Below are 23,562 nucleotides of genomic sequence, written 5' to 3'. Positions count from 1 at the left end.
AGTCAGCAAAAATGGACATCGTGTACTGCATGGACTGCACCGGCTACCGCACGGACCGCGACGCATGAGCGACGACCGACCCTCGGATGTCGACCGTGCACGGTCGACGCGCAGACCCAGGCCTCCACGACCCCGCAGGGTACGGAACACGTCTCCGCTGCTGCCTCAGTTGCTCGCGGCGGCCGTCGAACTGGACCCGTCGCACACCGCGTTGGTAGCAGGAGACATCGCGCTGTCCTACGCCGAGCTCGATCGTCGATCGTCCCGGATCGCACGCGTGCTGATCTCGTCTGGAATCGGGCCGGAATCGGTCGTCGCGATCGGGATGACTCGATCGATCGAATCGGTGCTGTCGGTGTGGTCCGTCGCCAAGACCGGAGCCGCGTTCCTACCCGTCGACCCCACGTATCCAGCGGACCGAGTGCAGCACATGATCTCGGACTCCGGCGCGCGAGTCGGCCTGACCACCAGCAAATTTCGGGACTCTCTGCCCGACGAGTGTGTGTGGACGGTCCTCGACGACGCAAGATTCCAGACCGAACTGGACCGCGTCTCCGACGAGCGAATCTCGGTGTCGGATCGGACCGCAGTTCTCCGTAGCGACAATCCGGCGTACCTGATCTACACGTCGGGCTCGACGGGTCTGCCCAAGGGCGTCGTCGTGACCCATCGTGGACTCGCCGACCTCACGGCAGCTCAGAAGGCCGATTACGGGCTCACCAGCCAGGCACGCACACTGCACTTCGCATCACCGAGCTTCGACGCGTCGGTGCTGGAACTGTCGATGGCCGTTGCCGCCGGTTCCACGATGGTCGTGGCACCGACCGACATCTACGGTGGAGCGGAACTGGGTGCCTTCCTACGGCGGAACCGCATCACCCACGCGTTCGTCACACCCGCAGCCCTGGCGTCGGTGGAACCGGTCGACCTGGACGACTTGGTGGCCGTCGTGGTCGGCGGTGAAAGTTGTCCACCCGAACTCGTCGAGGCGTGGGCGCCCGGCCGCTCCTTCTTCAACGCGTACGGGCCAACCGAATCCACCGTCGCCAGCACCATCTCGCCGGCACTGAGGCCCGGAGATCCCGTGGTCATCGGTAAGGCGATCGTCGGTACGACAGCGCACGTTCTGGATCGCCGGCTGCGCCCCGTTCCAACCGGCGTCGCCGGTGAGCTGTATCTGGACGGCGCCGGTCTGGCGCGCGGGTACGAGTCACGTCCGGGCTTGACCTCGTCTCGCTTCGTCGCGAATCCGTCGGCCGATCAGGGAACACGGATGTACCGAACGGGGGACGTCGTTCGTGTCACGGCCTCCGGTGCTCTCGAATATCTCGCGCGGAACGACTTCCAGGTCAAGGTCCGCGGGTTCCGTATCGAACTCGGCGAGATCGACACCGCGTTGTGCTCGCACGACGCCGTGGCGTTCGCGGTGACCGTCGGAGTTCCTGGACCGACCGGAGACACTGCGCTCGTCTCCTACGTCCGTCCGGTCGTAGGCCACGAGATCGATGCCGCCGAGCTCACGGCATTCGCCGGCGGTGTGCTGCCCAAACACATGGTGCCCGCGTCGATCATGCAGATCGACACCGTTCCGCTCACCCCGTCGGGCAAGCTCGACCGTGACGCGCTTCCCGAACCGGTGTTCGCGAGTCGTGAATATCGTTCTCCCGAAACAGCGTCCGAGCGCGCGGTGGCAGCGGTGTTCTCGACGATTCTCGGGATCGAACAGGTCGGGCTCGACGACGACTTCTTCGAACTGGGCGGCAATTCCCTGTCCGCGACCAGACTCGCGGCGAGAATCGGCGCTGCCACGGACGTCAACATCGCTGCAGGTGAGGTGTTCCAGGATTCCACGGTCGCCGGCCTGGCTCGGGCTGTGGACGCAAAGGCAGGAGCTGCTCGCCGCATCGCGTTGGGAGAGCTGCCGCGTCCTGATCGTATTCCGGTTTCGTTGGCGCAGCAGCGCATGTGGTTCTTGAATCGGTTCGACGCGGAATCTGCCGCGTACAACATTCCCGTCGCGATCCGGTTGTCCGGCGCTCTGGACGTCGATGCGTTACGGGCTGCGATCGACGACGTGGTGGGACGGCACGAGCCGTTACGGACGTTGTATCCCGAGGACGAGTCGGGGCCGGTGCAGAAGATTCTGCCCGCCGCCCAGGCAGGTGTCGATCTCGAGGTCGTCGATGTCGATCCTGGTGAGATCGTGTCTGTAGTGCGAGCATTGGCGGCCACATCCTTCGATGTCACCGCCCAGGTGCCGGTTCGGGTGCGGTTGTACCGGTTGTCGGAGACCGAGTACGTGTTGGCGTTGGTGGTTCAGCACATCTCCGCCGACGGTGGATCGATGGGTCCGTTGACCCGCGATGTGATGGTTGCGTACGGTGCCCGGTCTGCCGGTGGGGTTCCGGGGTGGGCGCCGCTGGAGGTTCAATACGCAGATTTCGCGATCTGGCAGCGTGAAGTTCTCGGTTCCGAAGACGATCCGAGATCGATTGCGTTCGAACAGTTGTCGTTCTGGAAGCAGGAGCTCGCCGGGCTTCCGGATCAGCTGGAGTTGCCGACGGATCGGCCGCGACCTGCTGTGCAGTCCTTTGCCGGCGGGAAGATCGATTTCTCGATGAACGCCTCGGTCCAGGAGTCGTTGTCGGCGGCGGCACGGTCGAGCAACGCGACGTTGTTCATGGCGGTGCACGCAGCGTGGGCGAGTGTGTTGGCGCGGCTGTCCGGTTCGGTGGACATCGCAGTCGGGTCGCCGATCGCAGGTCGCGGTGAAGCTGCCTTGGACGATCTGATCGGAATGTTCGCGAACACGTTGGTCTTTCGGACCGAGGTGGATCCGTCGGCGAGCTTCGAGCGGACGTTGGCTGCTGTGCGCGAGGTGGACGTGCGTGCACTGGCGCACGCGGACGTTCCGTTCGAGCGGCTCGTCGAGGTGCTCAACCCCGCGCGGTCCACTGCACGTCATCCGCTGTTCCAGGTCGGTCTGTCGTTTCAGAACATCGAGAAGGCGGTGCTCGAACTGCCAGGGCTGTCGGTGTCCGCGGTCGATGCGGACGCCGAGGTCGCGCAGTTCGATCTGCATCTGATCGTCTCCGACCAGTACGACGAGGACGGTAATGCGACAGGGATGGGCGCCACCCTGAAGTACGCGACGGCGTTGTTCGACGAGGACACCGCCCGGTCGATCGTGGATCGGTTCGTCGCGTTCGTGACTGCGGTGGCGTCGGACCCCTCCGTCGTCGTGGGTGATGTGGACATCATGGGCGCGAGTGAGCGCGAGCTCACGGTGGTGACGTGGAACGAGACGGCGCACGAGATCGATTCGGGGGCGACTCTGGTGGCCGCTGTCGACTCGGCAGTGTCCGGTCGTCGGGATGCGATCGCGTTGACGTTCGGGGATCGATCGTGGTCCTACCGGGAGTTCGACGAACGCGTGAACCGTCTTGCTCGATATTTGATTTCGTGTGGTGTCGGGCCCGAATCCACGGTCGCGGTCGCCATCCGGCGGTCGGAGGTGATGGTGTGGGCGATGTTCGCGGTGGTCAAGGCGGGCGGTGCGTACGTGCCCGTCGATCCGGATCAACCCGCGGACCGTGTCGGATACATCGTCGGGTCCGCCGCGCCCGTGGTGGTGTTGATCGCCGGTGGAGACGGTGCCGAGTTCGCCGGCGCGTCGATTCCGGCCGGGCAGCGGGTCGTCGACATCGAGGATCTGGACCTCGGCGGCGTCGACGGTACGGCGGTGACGGATGAAGATCGGGCGGTGCCGTTGCGCCCGGACAACACCGCGTACGTGATCTTCACGTCCGGCTCGACCGGTCGCCCCAAGGGGGTCGCGGTGTCGCATCGTTCGGTGATCAATCAGCTCGAATGGATGCGCGCCGAGTACGAATTGGACGAGTCCGACGTCTTCCTGCTCAAGACTGCTGCGACGTTCGACCTGTCGGTGTGGGAGTTGTGGTCGTGGGTGGTCGTGGGTGGTCGCCTGGTGATCGCCACTGCGGACGGGCACCGCGATCCGGTGTATCTGTCGACGCTCGTGCAGCACGAAGCAGTGACGACATTGCACGTCGTGCCATCGGTGCTCGCGGCGATGGTGGAGGCATCGGGTGGGGCGTTGCCGTCGTCGATTCGTCGGGTACTGGCCATCGGTGAGGCGTTGCCTGCGTCGACTGCGCGGACGGTGCTCGGCGGCGGAAACCTCCGCCTCGACAATGTGTACGGTCCTACCGAGGCCGCGGTGTCGGTCACGTCGATCCAGCTCGAGCTTCCGATCGACTCCGTCGTACCGATCGGCCGGCCGGAGTGGAATTGTCGTGTGGCCGTGTTGGATTCGCGTCTGCATCCGGTTCCTGTCGGCGTCGTGGGCGAGCTGTACCTGTCCGGAGTGCAATTGGCTCGGGGATATCAGGGTCGGTTCGACCTGACCGCGGATCGGTTCGTCGCCGACCCTGCCGGGAGTGGTGAGAGGATGTACCGCACCGGTGATCTGGTCCGGTGGCGAGCCGACGGAGTACTCGACTACATCGGACGCAGTGACTTCCAGGTCAAGATCCGTGGATTTCGAATCGAACTGGGCGAGATCGAGTCCGTGGTCGCCGGTGTGCCCGGAGTTCGTGACGTCGCCGTTCTGGCGCGGTCGGACGAGCGGCTGGGGGACCGCCTGGTCGCGTACGTCGTGGGATCGTCGGGTGACGTCGATCCAGGTGCGGTGAAAGCGGCGGTGGCCGAACGGCTTCCGTCGTACATGATCCCGGCCGCGTTCGTCGTGCTGGACGAGTTGCCTCGGAACGTCAACGGAAAGCTCGACCGTGCTGCGTTGCCCGAGCCCGAGATGGAGGTGCGGGAGTTCCGTGCACCGACATCGCCGACAGCGCAGACGGTGGCCGACGTGTTCGCGGACGTGCTCGGAGTCGAGCAGGTCGGCCTCGACGACGACTTCTTCGAACTGGGTGGCAATTCGTTGGTGGCCACCCAGATCGTGGCTAGGTTGAGCACGGCGGTCGGCTTCCAGGTCCCGTTGCTGTGGATGTTCTCGGGATCGACCGTCGACGCGTTGGCGCGCAGAATCGACGAAGGACCTGCGGTCACGGACGCCCGGACAGCATTGGACGTCGTGTTGCCGATACGACCCTCGTCGTCCGGTCGTCGACTGTGGTGTTTCCATCCGATAGTGGGCGTGTCGTGGTCGTTCGGAGGGTTGGCGCAGACGCTGGCGTCCGACATCGGCATCACCGCACTGCAGTCACCGGCACTGACGGAGCCCGAGTGGGCTCCGAGATCCATAGCGGACTGGGCCGACAGGTACGTCGACGAAATTCGACGCGTTCAACCGGAGGGTCCGTACGAACTCCTGGGATGGTCGCTCGGGGGTGTCCTGGCTCATGCCGTCGCAGTGCGGTTTCAGAAACAGGGGAGCACCGTTCGACTTCTGGCGATGATGGACAGCGCGCTGGGCGGATCGGAGGAAGCAGCCGACGTCGCCGCGCGTGCCACCCCCGTGACGATGTCGCACCTGTTCGGCGCACTCTTACCGGATGCCACGTTCGACGGTTCGGACGTCACCGCGGAGTCCATAGCTGCCGCCGTTGCCACTCTCCCCGCTCCGTTCTCCGAGATCTCGGCGGAGCGAATAGCCGACGTGGTCTCCGGCGCAGAGGAGGCACGCTCCCTGCTGGCCGGGCACGTGCCCGAGGTCTTCGACGGTGACGTGGTGTACTTCACCGCCGGAGTAGACGATCCGACGGGCAGAGTCGGCGCAGATGGATGGCAACCCTTCCTCACCGGCCGGGTGGACAATCAGGTGGTCGAAGAAACTCACTGGGGAATGGCATCTGCTCGCGCATTGGCCATCGTCTCGAAAGTGGTGAACTCGTCGAAATAGTGCATAACAATCGAAAGTATTGCTATGCACTTTTCGATTCGACTTCGATCCTGTTATTTCGGACATTCGACCGTATGCGGCTTGTTCGGGCGACTGTCTCAGAATCCAAAACCTCAGTGTGACTTGGCTGATGCGCTGTTCGCCGCGCGGTCGGCGGGTGTTCGCCGAACCTTTTCGTAATCGTGTTGTAATAGTTCGTCGAGTCCGGGTGAGCATGTTTCCAACGAAGCCTGCCCACGACGAACGGCGGGCGACCTGGCCACGAGGCGGCGTCCAACGAGCACGGTCGAGGGGTTGTTCACGTATGAGTTCGCGGTCCACGTCGTCGAGTGACCGAGTGAAGGGTGAACGAAAGGATCGCGGGCAACGGGGACGTAGACCGGCCCGTAGTCGGGTCACGCTGCTACCGGCGTTGCTGAGTACCGCGGTCGAACGAGATCCGAGCGCCGTCGCGATCGTCGACGGCGAGCGGACGGTCACGTACGCCGAACTCGACGCCCGGTCGTCCAGGCTGGCTCGGTACCTCATCTCCGGCGGAGTCGGCCCCGAAGTCGTGGTCGCACTCGCTCTGACTCGATCGATCGAGTCGATCGTCGCGGTGTGGGCCGTCGTCAAATCGGGAGGCGCCTTCCTTCCGGTCGACCCGTCCTACCCGGCCGAACGCATCCGCCACATGGTGACCGACTCGGGCGCGAGCCGAGGGCTCACCCTCACCGAGCATCTGTCGTCGTCCACCATGCACCCGGCCGGGCTACCGAATGCGTGCGCATGGACCGCGCTCGACGACACCGAGACGGGGGCGCGCCTGGGCGAACTGTCCGACGAGCCGGTGTCCACGAGCGAACGAACCGGTACCCTGCGTGCCGAGAACCCCGCTTATCTCATCTACACCTCCGGCTCGACGGGCACGCCGAAAGGGGTGGTGGTGACGCATGCGGGGCTGGCAGCCCTGTGCGCTCAGGCAGTGCGGACGCTCGACCTGACCCATCGTTCCCGGACACTGCATTTCACCTCACCCAGCTTCGACGTGTCGGTGTTCGACTATCTGATCGCGATCGGCTCGTCCGCAACGATGGTGATCGCGCCTCCGGACAACTACGGCGGCGAAGAACTCGTCGAGCTACTTCGCCGAGAACGCGTCACGCACGGCTTCTCGACCCCTGCGGCCCTGACATCGGTGGACGGCAACGGACTCGACGACCTGGAGGTTCTGGTCGTGGGAGGCGAGGACTTCGGGGCCGATCTGGTCGCACGGTGGGCACCCGGCAGGTCGCTGATCAACGGGTACGGACCCACCGAGGCCACGATCTTCGCGACGATGTCCGATCCGATCCGGGACGGTTCCCCCGTGACGATGGGCCGCCCTGTCGACGGAATGCGCGCTCACGTTCTCGACGCGCGTCTCGCGCCTGTTCCACCGGGGGTCGCTGGAGAGTTGTACCTTGCCGGACCCGGTGTGGCCAGGGGATATCACGGTCGCTCGTCGTTGACCGCGGCGCGATTCGTGGCCGACCCCCGCGATTCCTCCGGTGGACGTATGTACCGGACGGGCGACCTTGTTCGCAGTACGTCGTCCGGCGGTCTGGAGTACCTCGGCCGCAACGACTTCCAGGTGAAGATTCGCGGATTCAGAATAGAGCTCGGTGAAATAGACGCTGTCCTTCGATCTCACCCGGACGTCGATTTCTCCCTCACGACAGGCGTCGACGCCGGTGCCGGAACCACTGCGCTGGCGTCCTACGTTCTGCCCTCGAAATCCGCAGCACCCGACGCCGCTGAATTGAAGGAGTGGGCGGGCCGGTCACTGCCGTCGCACATGGTTCCGTCGGCTGTCGTGCTGATCGATCACGTGCCGCTCACCGGTGCAGGCAAAGTGGATCGTTCTGCATTGCCGCAGCCGGAGTTCACCGCGCGTGAGTTCCGTGAACCGTCGACGTTCGCCGAGAAAGCAGTTGCCGCCGTGTATGCGGAACTGCTCGGCCGCGACCGGGTGGGCGCGGACGACAACTTCTTCGAACTCGGTGGGAACTCGCTGATCGGAACCCAGGTTGCAGCACGTGTCGGATCACGGCTCAACTGCTGCGTGCCCGCCCGGTTGTTGTTCGACGCGCCGACGGTCGCAGGTTTGGCTCGCGAAATCGCAGCGATGACCGAGAGATACGGGGAGCGCACTCGACTGTCGGGCCACCTGGATGCGGACGCTGTCGACCTGGCTGTCGCCGACCTGGTTGCCCGCGAAAAGTTTCGTCGGACATATCACCTGGCGGACGATCCGAGACCGGATCCGGTGACCTTCGGTGCTGCCGGTGCGCCGTCCACGACGACACAGCGGGCCACCCTGGTCCCGTTGTCCCCCAATCAGGAGCGGCTGTGGGAGGACAACCGTCTTTCGCAGACCCACGCGCGCAACATTCCTGTGGCCGTACGGATGCAGGGAGAACTGGACGTCTCCGCGTTGCGTGCGGCGGCACTCGATGTCGTCGACAGGCACGAGGTACTTCGAACCGTCTATCCGGATGTCGACGGTGTCGGACACCAGAAGGCAGTCGCAGCCCACGACGTTCGGCTCGACCTCGAACCGATCGACGTCGACGAGAACGACATCGTCTCCGCGGTGGAGAAGGTAGCGGCGACCCGCTTCGACGTGACCGCCGAGGTCCCTGTGCGAACCGCGGTGTTGAGGGTATCGCCGGTCGACCACGTTCTCGTTTTCGTCTTGCACCACATCGCCGGTGACGGATTCTCGATGCGTCCTCTCACCACGGACGTGCTGACCGCGTACGTCTCGCGAACAGACGGCCGTACGCCCGAGTGGGAGCCGCTGCCGATCCAGTACGCCGACCATGCCCTGTGGCTTCGAAGCGTCCTGGGTGACCCCGATGATCCAGAGTCGCTGGCACACCGACAGGTCGAGTACTGGCGGTCGCGATTGGACGGCCTCGCGTCGGCCGGACGTGTCCCGACCGATCACGCACGTCCGGCGACGGTGACGACGTCGGGTGCGAATGTCGGCTTCGTGATTTCCGCGGACGTTCGTCGAACCGTGGAAACGTTGGCCTTGGAGAACAACGCATCGCTGTTCATGGCCGTACACGCTGCAGTGGCAGCAGTGCTCGGTCACGAATCGGGATCCGACGACATCGCCGTTCGAATTCCCACGGCCGGTCGAGGGCTCGCAGAACTCGACGGGCTCATCGGGAAGTTCAACAACTCGGTGGTGCTGCGAACGCGTGTCGACCCGGATACCGCGTTCACGGACCTGCTCGCGCACAGTCGCGCCGTCGACCTGAGTGCTCTGGAGCATGCAGACGTGCCCATCGACGACGTGCTGAGCCGAGTCGACACCGGTGAACTGCCCGTTCAGACGACGGTCAGTTTCCAGAACCTCGGGTGGCCGGGCTTGGAACTGCCTGGCTTGCGGATCACACCGGTCGATTTCGATTACGGGGTCAGCAAATACGAGCTTCAGCTGGTGTTTCAGGACGTGACGGGTGACGCGGGCGACGTCGCGCTGGCAGGAACCGTGCTCTATGCGACCGACCTGTTTCGCGAAGAAACGGCGGAACGACTGGCAGCCGGCGTCTCACGTCTTCTCGACGCCGTGTCGATCGACCCGTCCGTGACCATCGGCGAGGCCCTCGCACCGTCGGTTCCCGGTGCGACCAGAGGAGACTGACGGTCAGGGAAGTTTCACAAAACGCCCAGCCCCGACCGGAGACGACGCGTTCGTCACAGTATCGTGGGCAAGGTAGACCGCTCTTGATTGTTCGGCACGCGAACACCGCGGTACCGAACATTCGATCGAGGGTGGGGAGGATTGCACCACATGGTTGTCGATCCCGACCACAGCCTGCCCCTCTCGGTCGCCGACGTTCGCAGGCTCGTCACGTCCGTCGCGCACGCGGAGGCCGATCGTCCCGCCCTCGTGTTCGACGGTGTGACCGTCCGATTCGGTCAGCTGGCCGAGGCACTGGACCGGCTGGACTCCAGCATGGGTGGGGTCCTCGGACCGGACGCGCTGTTCGCTCTGGTCCTGGGAGACCTGCTTCCCGCGACCTTCCAGTCCGACGAGGGTGCGTTCGACCGCGTTCTCACCGAGCTCGCCGCCTCGCTGTCCCGTCTCGTCGCCGCCCCCGAGCTCGACGGCGACGATGTCAGGCCGTCCGGCACGTTGCTCGACGAATTCGACGCTGTCGTGGAGAGCACACCGGACAGCCCTGCGGTGCGGTTTCGAGACCAGGTGTTGAGCTACGGAGAGCTGGATCGGAGAGCCGAGCAGGTGGCACGTCACCTCGTGTCGCTGGGTGCCGGGCCCGACCGAACCGTCGGCGTGGCCATGCATCGGTCGGTCGAGTTGATCGTGGCAATGTACGGAATCGTCAAGTCCGGCGCCGCCTATCTACCGTTGGACCCCGATCATCCGCGCGAGCGGCTCGACTACATCGTCGACGTCGCCGAGCCGGTACTGATCGTCACCGAGGACACCATGGCCCACCGGCTGCCGTCCGAAGTGCCCGTCGTCGATGTTCGAACCCTCCTGACCCACGGTTCCGACGCCCGTGACGGGGATCTGTCGGGACCGGCGCCGGACGACCTGGCCTATGTGATCTTCACGTCCGGATCGACCGGTCGGCCGAAAGGCGTCGGGGTCTCGCACCGCGCAATCGCCGCGAACCTGCACTGGCGACAGCGCCTGTACCGGCTGAACGCGCGGGACGTCGTCCTGCAGAAGACACCGTTCACCTTCGACGTGTCGGTATGGGAGTTCTTCTGGCCGCTGCAAGTGGGTGCGACGCTCGTCGTCGCGGAGCCGGGTGGGCACACCGACCCCGAATACCTTGCGACGACCATCCGGTCCACCGACGTGACCGTCGCGCATTTCGTCCCGTCGATGCTGGCGGTGTTCGTCGATGTCGTCGGCGTAGAGGATATTTCGAGTCTCAGATACCTCTTCGCGTCGGGCGAAGAGCTCGGTGCCGCCACCGCAGCACGGTTCGCATCGCTGTCGGCTGCCGAGCTGCACAACCTGTACGGGCCGACCGAGGCCGCCGTCGACGTGACCGCGCACCACGTGACGGGGGCAGGCGACGGACCTGTACCCATCGGCGTAGCTGCCGACGACACCGAGCTGTATGTACTCGACGGTGCACTCGGCCCCGTGCCCGATGGGACGGTCGGAGAGTTGTACCTCGCCGGTATTCAACTGGCACGCGGATACGTCGGAAAATCGCAGCTCACTGCGGATCGGTTCGTGGCCGACCCATTCGGTTCAGGTCGACGCATGTATCGCACCGGGGACCTGGTCAAGTGGACCGACGGCGGGGTTCTGGTCTACCTCGGCCGCAGTGACTCCCAGGTCAAACTCCGCGGACTGCGGATCGAGCTCGGCGAAGTGGAAACCGTTCTGCAGCAGGATCCCTCCGTGCTTCAATGCGCGGTGATCGTGCGCGGCGACCGCCTGGTCGGATACGTGGTGCCGACGAGATCGTCCGAATTCGACGAGGAGGCGGCGACGGCCAGGCTGAAGGCGGTGCTTCCGGCGTACATGGTGCCGAGTGCCCTGGTGGAACTGGACGCGATGCCACTCGGACACTCCGGCAAACTCGATCGGCGAAGCTTTCCTGACCCCCCGGCCGAACGAACCGCCTTCCGCGCACCGGAATCCGACACGGAAATCGGTGTCGCGGAGGAGTTCGAGGTGCTCCTCGGTGTATCCGGCGTCGGGCTGGACGACGACTTCTTCGCCCTCGGTGGGAACTCTTTGGCGGCGACGCGTGCGGTGTCCCGTGTGAATTCTCGATTCGGCGTACGCACCGTCGTCCGTGACTTCTTCGACAACGCGACCGTGGAACAGTGGGCGACGGTCGTCGAGTTCGCCGCCGGTTCCGGGCCCGACGGCACCGCCGTGCTCGGGCGTCTGCCGGTGACCTACCCCGTCCCGCTCTCGGCTGCCCAACAACGAATGTGGTTCTCGGCCAGGCTCGACAGCGAGTCCGCCGCCGACAACATCGTGCTGGCGCTCGAACTGCGCGGGCCGCTGGATCCGACTGCTCTGACGGCAGCTGTCGGTGACGTGGTCGCTCGCCAGGCGGTACTGCGGACCACCTACCCGGAGGTCGACGGGACAGGCACCCAATCGGTGGCCGATCCAGGGCATGCCCCGATCGATCTGAGCGTCGTCGACGCGGATCCGTCGTCGGTGATGCGTCACCTGGAGCGGGCCGCCACGACGCCGTTCGACGTCACGGCCGCGCCGCCGTTCCGAGTCAGGTTACTGCGCACGGCATCCGAGCATCACGTCTTGATCTTCGTGGTCCATCACATCGCAGCCGACGGCTTCTCCATGCGCCCTCTTGCGTCGGATGTCACGGAAGCGTACGTCTCGCGCCTCGCTGGGCACGCGCCCGAGTGGATACCGCTACCGGTGCAGTACACGGACTACACGGTGTGGCAGCGAGCGCTGCTCGGGGCATCCGACGATCCGACGTCACTGGCTGCGGCTCAGGAAAGGTTCTGGTCGACGACACTCGCCGGTGCGCCGGAGGAGACGATCGTCCCGACGGACAGGCCGCGAGGGCCAGTTCGGTCGGGATCGGGTGGACGTAGTTCCCGACGTCTCGATGCAGCCGTCCATCGGCGAATCGTCGAACTCGCCGGACGCCGGGGCGTCACTCCGTTCATGGTGGTGCACGCCTGCATCGCAGTGTTGTTGGCGCGGATGTCCGGTGAATCGGATGTGGTCGTGGGTACACCGGTTGCCGGCCGCGGTGAGACCGATCTCGACGCAGTCGTCGGCATGTTCGTGAACACGCTGGTGCTGCGGACGCCGGTGGACTCGTCGGCGACCTTCGACGACGTGTTGGCCCGAGTACGCGAGGTGGACCTGTCCGCGTTCGCTCACGCGGACCTTCCGTTCGACCGTGTGGTGGAGATACTGGACCCACCTCGTTTCTCTGGACGTCACCCGTTGTTCCAGGTGTTGTTGACCTTCCAGGACGGAGGCCGCGCGACCGTACAGGCGTCCGGACTTGCGTTGTCGCCCGTGGAGGTCGCCGTCCATGCCGCCAGATTCGACCTCGAACTGGTCTTCTCCGAAAGCTACTCCAGCTCCGGTGACCCGAACGGCATCGAATTCTCCATCACGTACGCGCGCGACATCTTCGATACGTCGACCGTCGACGCGCTGGCCGCTCGCGTTCGTCTTCTCCTCGACGTGGTGTCCGAGGATTCGACGGCGGTCGTCGGCGACATCGCTCTGATCGATGCCGCCGAGCGTCGCTGGTTGATCGACGAGATCAATTCGACCCATCACGAGTTCGACGAGACGTCGACGTTGGTGTCGATGTACGCTGCGCGCGCGGCAGCGTCGCCCGATGCCGACGCTCTGACGTGCGACGACGTCACTCTGACCTATCGGGAGTTCGACGCACGCGTGAACACGCTTGCGCGGTACCTGATCTCGCGAGGCGTCGGTCCGGAAACGAGAGTCGCGGTCTCGATGCATCGCTCCTTCGACCTCTTCGTGGCCATTTACGCCGTGCAGGCAGCTGGTGCTGCATACGTCCCGATGGATCCGGATCAGCCTGGAGAGCGGCAGCGGCACATCGTCACGGCGTCGAACGCTGTGCTGGTGCTGTCGAGGAACGAGGACCTTGTCGGCGCGTCGATCTCGAGCCAGGCGCTCGAAGCATCGAGTGTCCCGGTGGTGTCCGTGGACGAGATCGACCTGCGCGCCTTCTCGCCCGGACCGCTGACCGACGCCGATCGTCTCGGTACGCTCACCGCGGCGAACACTGCCTACGTTCTCTTCACGTCGGGATCGACGGGTGCCCCCAAGGGGGTGTCGGTCGACCACCGCGCCATCGTGAATCGGCTCGTCTGGATGCAGGAACAATACGGGTTGACCCGAGAGGACGTCGTCCTGCACAAGACTCCGGTGACGTTCGACGTGTCGGTGTGGGAGTTGTTCTGGCCGTTGCACATCGGTGCTCGAACGGTGATCGCGCGTCCGCACGGCCACCGTGATCCGAACTACCTGGCCTCGCTCCTGTCGTCCCAGCAGGTAACGGTCCTGCACTTCGTACCGTCGATGGCCGCCGTGTACGCCTCCGATAGGGCACCGGCGAACGTCGCGCCGCGATGGGTGTTCTGCTCGGGAGAAGCCCTGCCGTCCGCAACGGCATCGTCGCTGCAGACGGCACTGCCGGGTGCACGCGTGGTCAACCTGTACGGCCCCACGGAGGCTGCCGTCGACGTGACCCACCACGAGTTCTCCGACACCGACACCGACGGCGTACCGATCGGACGTCCCGTGTTCAACACTCGTGTGCACGTGCTCGATCCGAGGTTGCACCCGGTCCCCGTGGGTGGGCAAGGGGAGTTGTACCTCGGCGGCGTGCAACTCGCGCGCGGATACTCGAATCAGCCGGACCTGACGGCTGACCGGTTCGTCGCCGACCCGTTCTCGATCGACGGGGCGAGGCTCTATCGCACGGGTGACGTCGTACGGATGCGCACCGACGGCGAGCTGGAATACCTCGGCCGCTCGGACTTTCAAGTCAAGCTGCGAGGGTTGCGCATCGAACTCGGGGAGATCGAGAACGTTCTTCTCCGCGACGGCTCGGTCCACCACGCCGTGGTGGATGTGCGAGGTGACAGGCTCGTTGCCTACATCGTCCCCTCGCACGGGTCGTCCGTGGACACCGAACGGCTGCGGGATGTGGCCGGGCGGGTACTGCCCGAATACATGGTTCCGTCGGCGTTCCTCGTGATCGGCGAGCTCCCGCTCGGACCGTCGGGCAAACTGAACAGGCGAGCGCTGCCGGAGCCGATGTTCGAGCGCACAGAGTTCACCGAGCCGCGTACTCGCGCCGAGCACGTAGTCGCCGAGGTCTACAGCAGCCTCCTGCGTGTCGATCGAGTCGGGCGCGACGACGAATTCTTCTCTCTCGGTGGCAACTCGCTTCTCGCCACTCAGGTGACCGCCCGGGTCGGCGCAGAACTCGACGTCTACCTCGATGTCCGCGCCGTGTTCGACGCACCGTCGGTGGCTGCCCTGGCAGCAGTGATCGATCGCAGCGTCGGGAAGAAGCGGCGCGCACCCCTGACGGCGCGCACACGTCCGGAACGAATACCGCTGTCCCTTGCGCAGCAACGAATGTGGTTCCTGGATCAGTTCGAACCGGACTCCGCCGCCTACAACATTCCCATCGTCGTCCGTCTCACCGGTGAGCTGAACGAGACAGCCCTCCGAACGGCCATCGACGACATCCGTGAACGCCACGAAACGCTACGCACCGTGTATCCGGATGTGGACGGTGTCGGCCACCAACGAATTCTGCGTATCGACGAGAGCCCGTTCGAGCTCGGTGTGGACACCTGCACCGAGAACGACGCGCTCGGACGCATCCGCGTGCTGGTGAACACTAGTTTTGCGCTGTCCGAAGCTCCGCCGTTCCGTGCCCATCTGTTCCGAGTCGGCGATACCGAAGGAATCCTCGCGGTCGTCGTCCACCACATCGCCGCCGACGGTTTCTCCATCGGTCCCCTCATGCGAGACATCGTGTACGCATACGCGGCACGAGTCGGAGGTCGGACACCGATGTGGGAGCCGATGAAGGTGCAGTACGCCGACTTCTCGGTGTGGCAGCGCGAGGTCCTCGGGGAGGAGAACGATCCGGAATCTCTGGTTCGCACGCAGATCGACTACTGGAAGCGGCGTCTCGCAGGGAGCCCCGAGCAGCTGGACCTACCGACCGACCGTCCTCGCCCGGTCGTGCAGTCCGAGCGCGGTGCCGTTCACCGCTTCGCGATCGGCGGTGCATTGCATCGCGCCGTCGTCGCGCTGGGCCTCGACGTGGGATGCACGCCGTTCATGGTCGTGCACGCAGCGTTCGCGATTCTGTTGGCACGTGCGGCGGCAACGGAAGACGTCACGATCGGAACGCCGATCGCAGGCCGTGGTGAGCGTGCGCTGGACGATGTGATCGGCATGTTCGTCAACACGCTCGTGCTCAGATCCGAGATCCGTCCCTCGGACACCGTGAGGCACGTGCTCGCGTCGACGCGCGAATCCGACCTCGACGCGTTCGCGAACTCGGACCTTCCGTTCGAGCGGCTGGTGGAGATACTCGATCCGACGAGGTCGACGGCGAGACAACCTCTGTTCCAGGTGATGCTCGCGTTCCAGAATCTCGAACGCACAAGCGTCGAGCTCCCGGAGATCCGCGCCGCGGGCGTCGAACTGGAAACCGGGCTGTCGAAGTTCGATCTGTACCTGACCATGTCGGAGGATTTCGACCGTTCCGGCGAACCCGCAGGAATGTCGGCTCAGTTCCTCTACCTGACCGAGCTGTTCGACGAAGACACCATCGCCGCAGCCGGACGGCGATTCGTCCGAATACTCGAGGCCATGGTCACCGATCGGTTCGCGGTCGTCGGTGACATCGACCTTCTCGACGACCACGAGACGACATCGGTTCTCACCGAATGGAACCGAACCGCGGTCGCTGCCCGCGAGGACATGCTCCTCGATCGATTCCGCCGGGTTGCCCAGAGGTCTCCCGATTCGATTGCGATTCGCCACGGTGACCACGAGATCTCCTACGCACAGTTCTCCGATCAGGTGAAGGCGCTGTCTCGGACGCTGCAACACGCAGGTGTCGGACCGGAGACCACCGTCGGTGTGGCAGTGTCACGGTCTTTCGAGTCGGTCCTCGCGGTGTACGCCGTGCTCGATGCCGGCGGTGCCTACGTACCGATCGATCCGCAGCAACCGATCGAGCGCCTGCACTACGTTCTGGAGGCGTCCGAAGCCTCAGTCGTTCTCGTCGACGGTGCTGCGTCGAGCGTGGAGTTGTCGAAGGCGACAACCGGGGTCGTCACCATCGACGTGCACCACACGGTCGAGAGCGAACCGAACGCGACTGTGTCGGTCCATCGGCACCATCCGGACGTCGCGGCGTACGTGATCTTCACGTCCGGGTCGACCGGCAGGCCGAAGGGTGTGGTGGTCAGCCACCGCGCCGTCGTCAATCGGCTGGACTGGATGCAGCAGTGCTATCCACTGGGCACCGACGATGTCGTGGTCCACAAGACTCCGCTGACGTTCGACGTGTCTGTGTGGGAGCTGTTCTGGCCGCTCGGGATCGGGGCGACGCTGGTGATCGCGGATGCGGACGGTCACCGCGACCCCACCTATCTTGCACGGCTGATCGAGACGCACTCCGTCACCGTCGCGCACTTCGTACCGTCGATGCTCGCGGTGTTCACCGCTCATCCGGACGCGCGGTCGGCGCGAAGGCTGCGGCGGATCTTCGCATCCGGAGAAGCGCTCCCCGCTGCCACAGTGCGTGCGACATCGGAAATTCTGGCTGGAACCGACCTCGTCAACCTGTACGGACCCACCGAGGCCGCCGTCGATGTCACCCGGTACGACATCGTCGACTCCGCTGCGCCGACCGTACCCATCGGCCGGCCGGTCTCGAACACCCGTGTGTACGTGCTCGATTCGCGCTTGAACCCGGTATGGCCCGGTGTCGTGGGGGAGCTGTATCTGGCAGGGGTACAACTCGCCAGAGGCTATGCGACGAGACCGACACTGACTTCCGAGAGGTTCGTCGCCGACCCGTTCGATTCGACGGGCGGACGACTCTATCGGACTGGAGATCTGGTGCGGTGGAACCCCGTCGGTGAACTCGACTACGTGGGCCGCAGCGATTTCCAGGTGAAACTTCGAGGCCAGCGCATCGAATGCGGTGAGGTCGAGGCTGCAGTGCTCACTCATCCCAACGCTCGCCAGGCCGTCGTGGTACTGCACACCGACGCAATCGTCGGTGACTCCTTGGTGGCGTACGTCGTACCCGAGGACGGGGCGAGCATCGACGCAGCGGACATCCGTGCGGCTACTGCGCGCTTCGCCCCCGACTACATGGTTCCGACGTCGATCGTCGTCGTCGACCGGCTGCCGGTCGGTCCGAACGGCAAGCTCGACCGTCGGGCGCTGCCCGCGCCCGCGGTCCAGGTGCGGACGCACAGGGCGCCGTCGACTCCCGTCGAGGAGATCGTCGCCTCGACCTACTCGGACATGCTCGGCGCACCCCGAGTGGGTCTGGACGACGATTTCTTCGCCCTGGGCGGGAACTCGCTGATCGCAACCCAGGTGGTGGCGCGGTTGGGAGCAGAGCTGTCCACCGACGTTCCCCTTCGGATGTTGTTCGACGCTCCGGGAGTCGAGGTCCTCGCAGGACGAATCGAGCGGGAGACCACGCGGTCGGTCCGAGGCGTTCTGGCGCGACGACCGGACCACGACACCCCGGCTCCGCTGTCCCTACCGCAGCAACGCATGTGGTTCCTCAACCGACTCGATCCTCGTTCGGCAGCGAACAACGTGCCCGCGCTGATCCGGATAACAGGAAACCTCGACGTCGGAGCCCTGGTCGAGGCCTTTCACGACGTCACGACCCGACACGAGATCCTACGGACGCGCTACCCCGACGTCGACGGGGTCGGCTTCCAGTTCGTCGAACCCCACCGTTCGGTTGCACTACGTGTGGAGCACAGTGACTCCGCGTCGACTACCGCGCGAGTCCTCGAGATGGTGTCTCGTGGATTCGACGTGACCGAGACGGTTCCCGTACGCGCGGTTCTGCTGCGGGAGTCCGCAGACGAGCACGTCCTCGTCGTCGTCGCCCACCACATCTCCGTGGACGGATTCTCGGTAGGTCCGCTCACCCGGGACCTGGCGCGCGCGTACGCAGCTCGGGCGACCGGCAACGAACCCGCATGGGATCCTCAGCCCCTGCAGTATGCGGACTTCGCAGTCTGGCAGCGCAATTTCGTCGGCTCCGAAAACGATCCCGCATCGCCCGCGTCGCGTCAGATCGACTACTGGGTCCGGCAGCTGTCGGACGTGCCTGCCGAAATCGAGTTGCCGCGCAGCAGTTCTCGCGCGACGACGACGGCCGCTGCCGAGGAACGGGCAGGCGCCGTCGTCGTGTCCATCGATCGGTCGACGCGAGATGCGGTGGCAACGTACGCCAGAGGCGTCGGGGCAACTCCGTTCATGGTCATGCACGCCGCCCTCGCCGTGGTGTTGTCGCGAATGTCCGCCAACGAGGACATCACCGTCGGAACCGTTGTCGCGGGTCGTGGGGACAGTCGCCTCGACGAGATGATCGGTATGTTCGTCAACACTCTCGTTCTGCGCACCCGGGTCGATCCGGCCGCGAACTTCGACCGGTTCGTGGCCGACGTACGTGAAACCGATCTGTCCGCGTTCGCCAACGCCGACGTGCCGTTCGAGCGAATCGTCGATGTGACGGATCCGCACCGAATCCGCGGCAGACACCCGCTCTTCCAAGTGATGTTCGTGTTCCAGAACCTCGCTCGGATCGACTTGGAGTTGCCCGACCTGACCATCAGCGGGGTGGAATTCGATTCCGTCGAGGCGAAATTCGATCTGCAGGTGACGGTGGCCGACGCCTACGACGCCGGTGACGTGGCCGGGTGGGACGTCGAATTCGTGTACGCCGCGGATGCACTGGATCGAGCCACGGTGCAGCGCATCGCCGACGCCTACGCACGTGCTGCGTCCGCGCTCGTGGAGCAGGCGCACGAGCCGCTGGGGGACGTGACGCTGCTTCCGGCTGCGGAGCTGGAGCTCGCACTCGTCACCGAGACAACCGACGACCCGATGCCGTCCGCATTCTCCACGTTGGTCGACCGGTTCCATGCCATGGCCGGAGAGGTACCCGATCGCGTTGCACTGCGTGACGGGGGCAGATCCTGGACTTACCGAGATGTCGCGGCGAAAGCGAACGTGATCGCTCGCGAACTGATCGCGCTGGGTGCACGCCCGGAAGCTACGGTCGCTGTGTCGCTGCCCCGATCGGCGGACCTCGTGGTCGCGCTGCTCGCCGTGGTCACCTCGGGCGCCGCGTACCTCCCCATCGATCCGGACCACCCGGACGATCGGGTTCGTTTCGTCCTCGACGATTGCGCCCCGGTCGCGGCCGTGTACCAGGGCGTCGACTCACGCTTCGGTGGACTGCCTGCCGTCGACATGGCGGCTGTCGCTCCTACCGCGGCCGAGGTGGATCGGCGCTCCGAGGCGACAGTGACCGATGCAGAACGGCATTCGTCGTTGCGTCGTGGGTCGCTCGCGTACGTCATCTACACGTCGGGATCGACGGGGCAGCCGAAAGGCGTCGGAGTCACCCATGACAACGTGCTGACCCTCTTCGAGAAGACGAACGACGTCTTCGAGTTCGGAGCGACCGACGTCTGGACGATGTTCCACTCGTTCGCATTCGATTTCTCCGTGTGGGAGATGTGGGGAGCCCTCCTTCACGGCGGCACGCTCGTCGTGGTCGATCACTACACCGCTCGTTCTCCCGAGGTGTTTCGGGAACTACTCGCCTCCGAGCGTGTCACAGTTCTCAATCAGACGCCGTCGGCGTTTCAACGGTTGGTCGACGTGGACACCGAGTCGTCGACGGAACTCGTTCTCCGGCACGTGCTGTTCGGGGGAGAAGCGCTCGAACCGAGGCGTCTGCGCACGTGGTTCGGCAGGCACGGCGACGGCGAAGCCCATGGTCCTGCACTGTTCAACCTGTACGGAATCACGGAGACGACGGTGCATGTCACTGTCCGGCGAATCGCTGCATCCGACGTCGAGTCCGGCTCGATAATCGGGATGCCGATTGCGGGCCTGTCCGTACACGTACTCGATCGTCGCCTGCATCCCGTGCCGGTAGGCGTCGAAGGCGAACTCTACGTGGGTGGCTCTCAAGTGACCCGCGGCTATCTGGAACGACCGGGCTTGACAGCGACGCGTTTCGTAGCAAACCCCTTCGGGGACAACGGCGAACCTCTCTATCGCACCGGTGACCGGGTCCGATGGGTGGTCTCCGGGAAGACCGGCGAGCTCGAATTCTCGGGTCGAGCCGATCAACAGGTCAAGGTCCGTGGTTACCGTATCGAACTCGGTGAGGTGGAAGCAGCGACTGCGGCCCATCCCTCGGTAGCCACAGCGGTTGCCGTCGTGCGGGAGGACCCACCGCTCGGGCCTCGGGTCGTCGCGTACTTCGTACGTGCGGCCGGTGCGTCTCGCGACCTCGACTCGATCCGTCGAACCGTAGGAGAACGACTGCCCGACTACATGATTCCGTCCGGTTTCGTCGAACTCGAAGATCTGCCCCTCACCGTCAACGGCAAGCTCGACCGGCGCGCACTGCCTGCACCGACCGTCGTCGACACGGCGTACCGCGCCCCGTCCACCGCCGTGGAAGAAGCGGTGGCGGAGGCATTCTCGGCCGTCCTCGGTAACGACCGGGTCGGCTCGGACGACGACTTCTTCGCGCTGGGCGGCAACTCGTTGGTCGCGACCCAGGTCACCGCCCGACTGGGCGCGGCTCTGGACACCGAGGTCGACCTACGAGCGCTGTTCGAAGCGCCCACGGTGTCGGCTCTCGCGGCGAGGATCGCGTCCCAGGTCGGGACGGGCAGGCGTCGAACACTGGTGTCTCTCGGTAGACCCGACACGCTTCCGCTCTCCCCGGCGCAGCAACGCATGTGGCTGCTCGCTCGACTCGACCCGACGTCCACGGACTACAACATCGCGTTCGCGCTGCGAGCGAGCGGCACCCTCGACGTCCACGTCCTGCGTCGGGCCGCAGACGACGTCGTCGGTCGCCACGAGACCCTGCGAACGTACTATCCCGACATCGACGGCGTCGGCACGCAGGTCGTTCTTCCACGCGCGGATGCAGCAATCGACTTCGTGGTCGAAGAGATCACGGGTGACGACGTCGTCGATCGTGTACGCGAGATACTCGCGACCCCGTTCGACGTCACCGCGTCGGTCCCGGTGCTCCTGCGTGTTCTCGAGGTGACGCCCACCGAGCACGTCATGGTGTTCGTCACCCACCACGTCGCAGCTGATGGTTTCTCGATGGCACCGCTGACGCGCGATCTGCTGATCGCGTACAACGCACGCATTCGCGGCACGGAGCCGTCGTGGACACCGCTCGACGTTCAGTATGCGGACTACGCGCTGTGGCAGCTCGAGGCGCTGGGGTCGACCGACGACCCGGACTCGCTGGTGTCACGGCAGGAGTCGTACTGGAGGACTGCACTGGACGGACTTCTCGAGCAGCGGGGTGTGCCCGTCGATCGAGCACGGGACGTGGGCGTCGGTCGAGTCGGTGCCGAGTACCGCTTCGTCGTCGACGCGGACTTGCGGTCGGCCCTCGACACGCTGGCTCGTCGTCATGGCGTGACGCTGTTCATGACACTGCACGCTGCCCTCGCTGTTGTTGTGGCCAGACTGTCCGGCGATGCCGACATCGCCGTGGGGACACCGGTTGCGGGACGCGGGGACTCGGCCCTCGACGACATGGTGGGGATGTTCGTCAACACCGTGGTCCTGCGAACACCGCTCGACGGATCCGAGACCGTCGGCGACGTGCTTGCCCTGGTGCGCGAGACCGACCTGAACGCGTTCTCGCACGCCGATGTGCCGTTCGATCGCATCGTCGACATGCTCGACCCACCGCGATCGAGGTCTCGATCGCCGTTCTTCCAGGTGCTGCTCGCACTACAGAATCACGCGACCACCGTTCTCGAACTTCCGAATCTGGCCGTGTCCGCACTCGAGGCGGAAGAACACGTCGCGAGATACGACCTTCAGTTCGTGTTCTCGGATGCGGTTGCATCCGATGGGCGAGCCGAATCCGCGTGCTCGTTGATCTATGCGACCGACCTGTACGACGAGTCCACGGTGGTCCACGTCGCCGAGGTGTTGTTGTCGGTTCTGCGTTCGTTCGGGATCGCCGACGACGCCGTCGTCGGCGACATCGAGATCGCCCAGCCCGCCCCGCCTCCACCCGAGCCCCGCGATGCCGACTCGAGCCTGGCCGCCCAGCGCACGATGGCGGCGATGTTCGACGCAGCGGTCGAAGCGGAACCGGGTGCGCCGATGATCGTCGACATAGACGGCGAGCAGTCCTACGTCCGGACTTCGGACCACGTCGCGCAGTTGGCCCGCTTGCTGATGTCCGAGGGCGTCGGCCGGGGGACACCCGTGACGATCCATCTCCCGTTCTCCGAGCAGGGCGTCTGGGCAATCCTTGCTGTCTGGTCAGCCGGAGGCGCGGTGTCTCTCGACGCCGGCGAGGTCGCGGTCGGTGTAGGTTTCTCGGATCCGTCCGGCTCGGCGCTTCCCTGGATCTCCGTCGACGACGCGAGCCTGTCCGGCCGATCGACGCGGCCGGTCGACCGGGGCGTACGAGGCTTCGGTATCGACCCCGACGACACGGCCGTCATCTCCGGCGGGGAAGTGGTCACGCACCATCGGCTGGCGCAGTCGGCGTCGACGTCAGGGCGAACCTTCGCCGTCGACCACGAGGCACGCCTGCTGACCGTCGATCGTGACGCACGCTCGGTGACTCGGCCAGATCGACGACACTTTCTCGGGGATCGCGACGTCCTGACGGTGGCCGTCGCGGCCGCGACGGGAGCTGCGCTCGTGATGGACGACCGGAGTGCCCAGGTGCCCGACCTCGTCGACGACACTTGGGCAACGCACGTCGTTCACGGCAGTGGCGCCGACGTGGACCTCGGTGGGACGGATGTCGTGGACGTGGTCATCGACCACCCGTGGGCGCAGTAGCGGCGGG

3 protein-coding genes are annotated in these 23,562 nt (G+C 65.3%); all 3 read left to right on the top strand.

The genetic code is table 11. From position 1 onward, the window contains the following. Positions 1-64 precede the first annotated feature (64 nt). Entirely contained in the window at positions 65-5,884 is a 5,820-nt protein-coding gene (locus CH290_RS25475) for a non-ribosomal peptide synthetase (RefSeq protein ID WP_230621032.1), read from the top strand. Between the two features lie 304 nt (positions 5,885-6,188). After that, complete coding sequence (locus tag CH290_RS25470) at positions 6,189-9,560, top strand: non-ribosomal peptide synthetase (protein WP_052083208.1); 3,372 nt, start codon at positions 6,189-6,191, stop codon at positions 9,558-9,560. A 150-nt stretch (positions 9,561-9,710) separates the two neighbouring features. Then, positions 9,711-23,555 (top strand): non-ribosomal peptide synthetase, encoded by a 13,845-nt coding sequence (locus tag CH290_RS25465; protein ID WP_052083209.1) that lies wholly within the window; start codon positions 9,711-9,713, stop codon positions 23,553-23,555. Positions 23,556-23,562 lie beyond the last annotated feature (7 nt).

Source organism: Rhodococcus sp. 06-156-4 (genome assembly GCF_002259345.1).
Classification (GTDB): domain Bacteria; phylum Actinomycetota; class Actinomycetes; order Mycobacteriales; family Mycobacteriaceae; genus Rhodococcoides; species Rhodococcoides fascians_E.
Note: the sequence above shows the minus strand (reverse complement) of the source record. Positions and strands in the feature narration are given on the sequence as shown.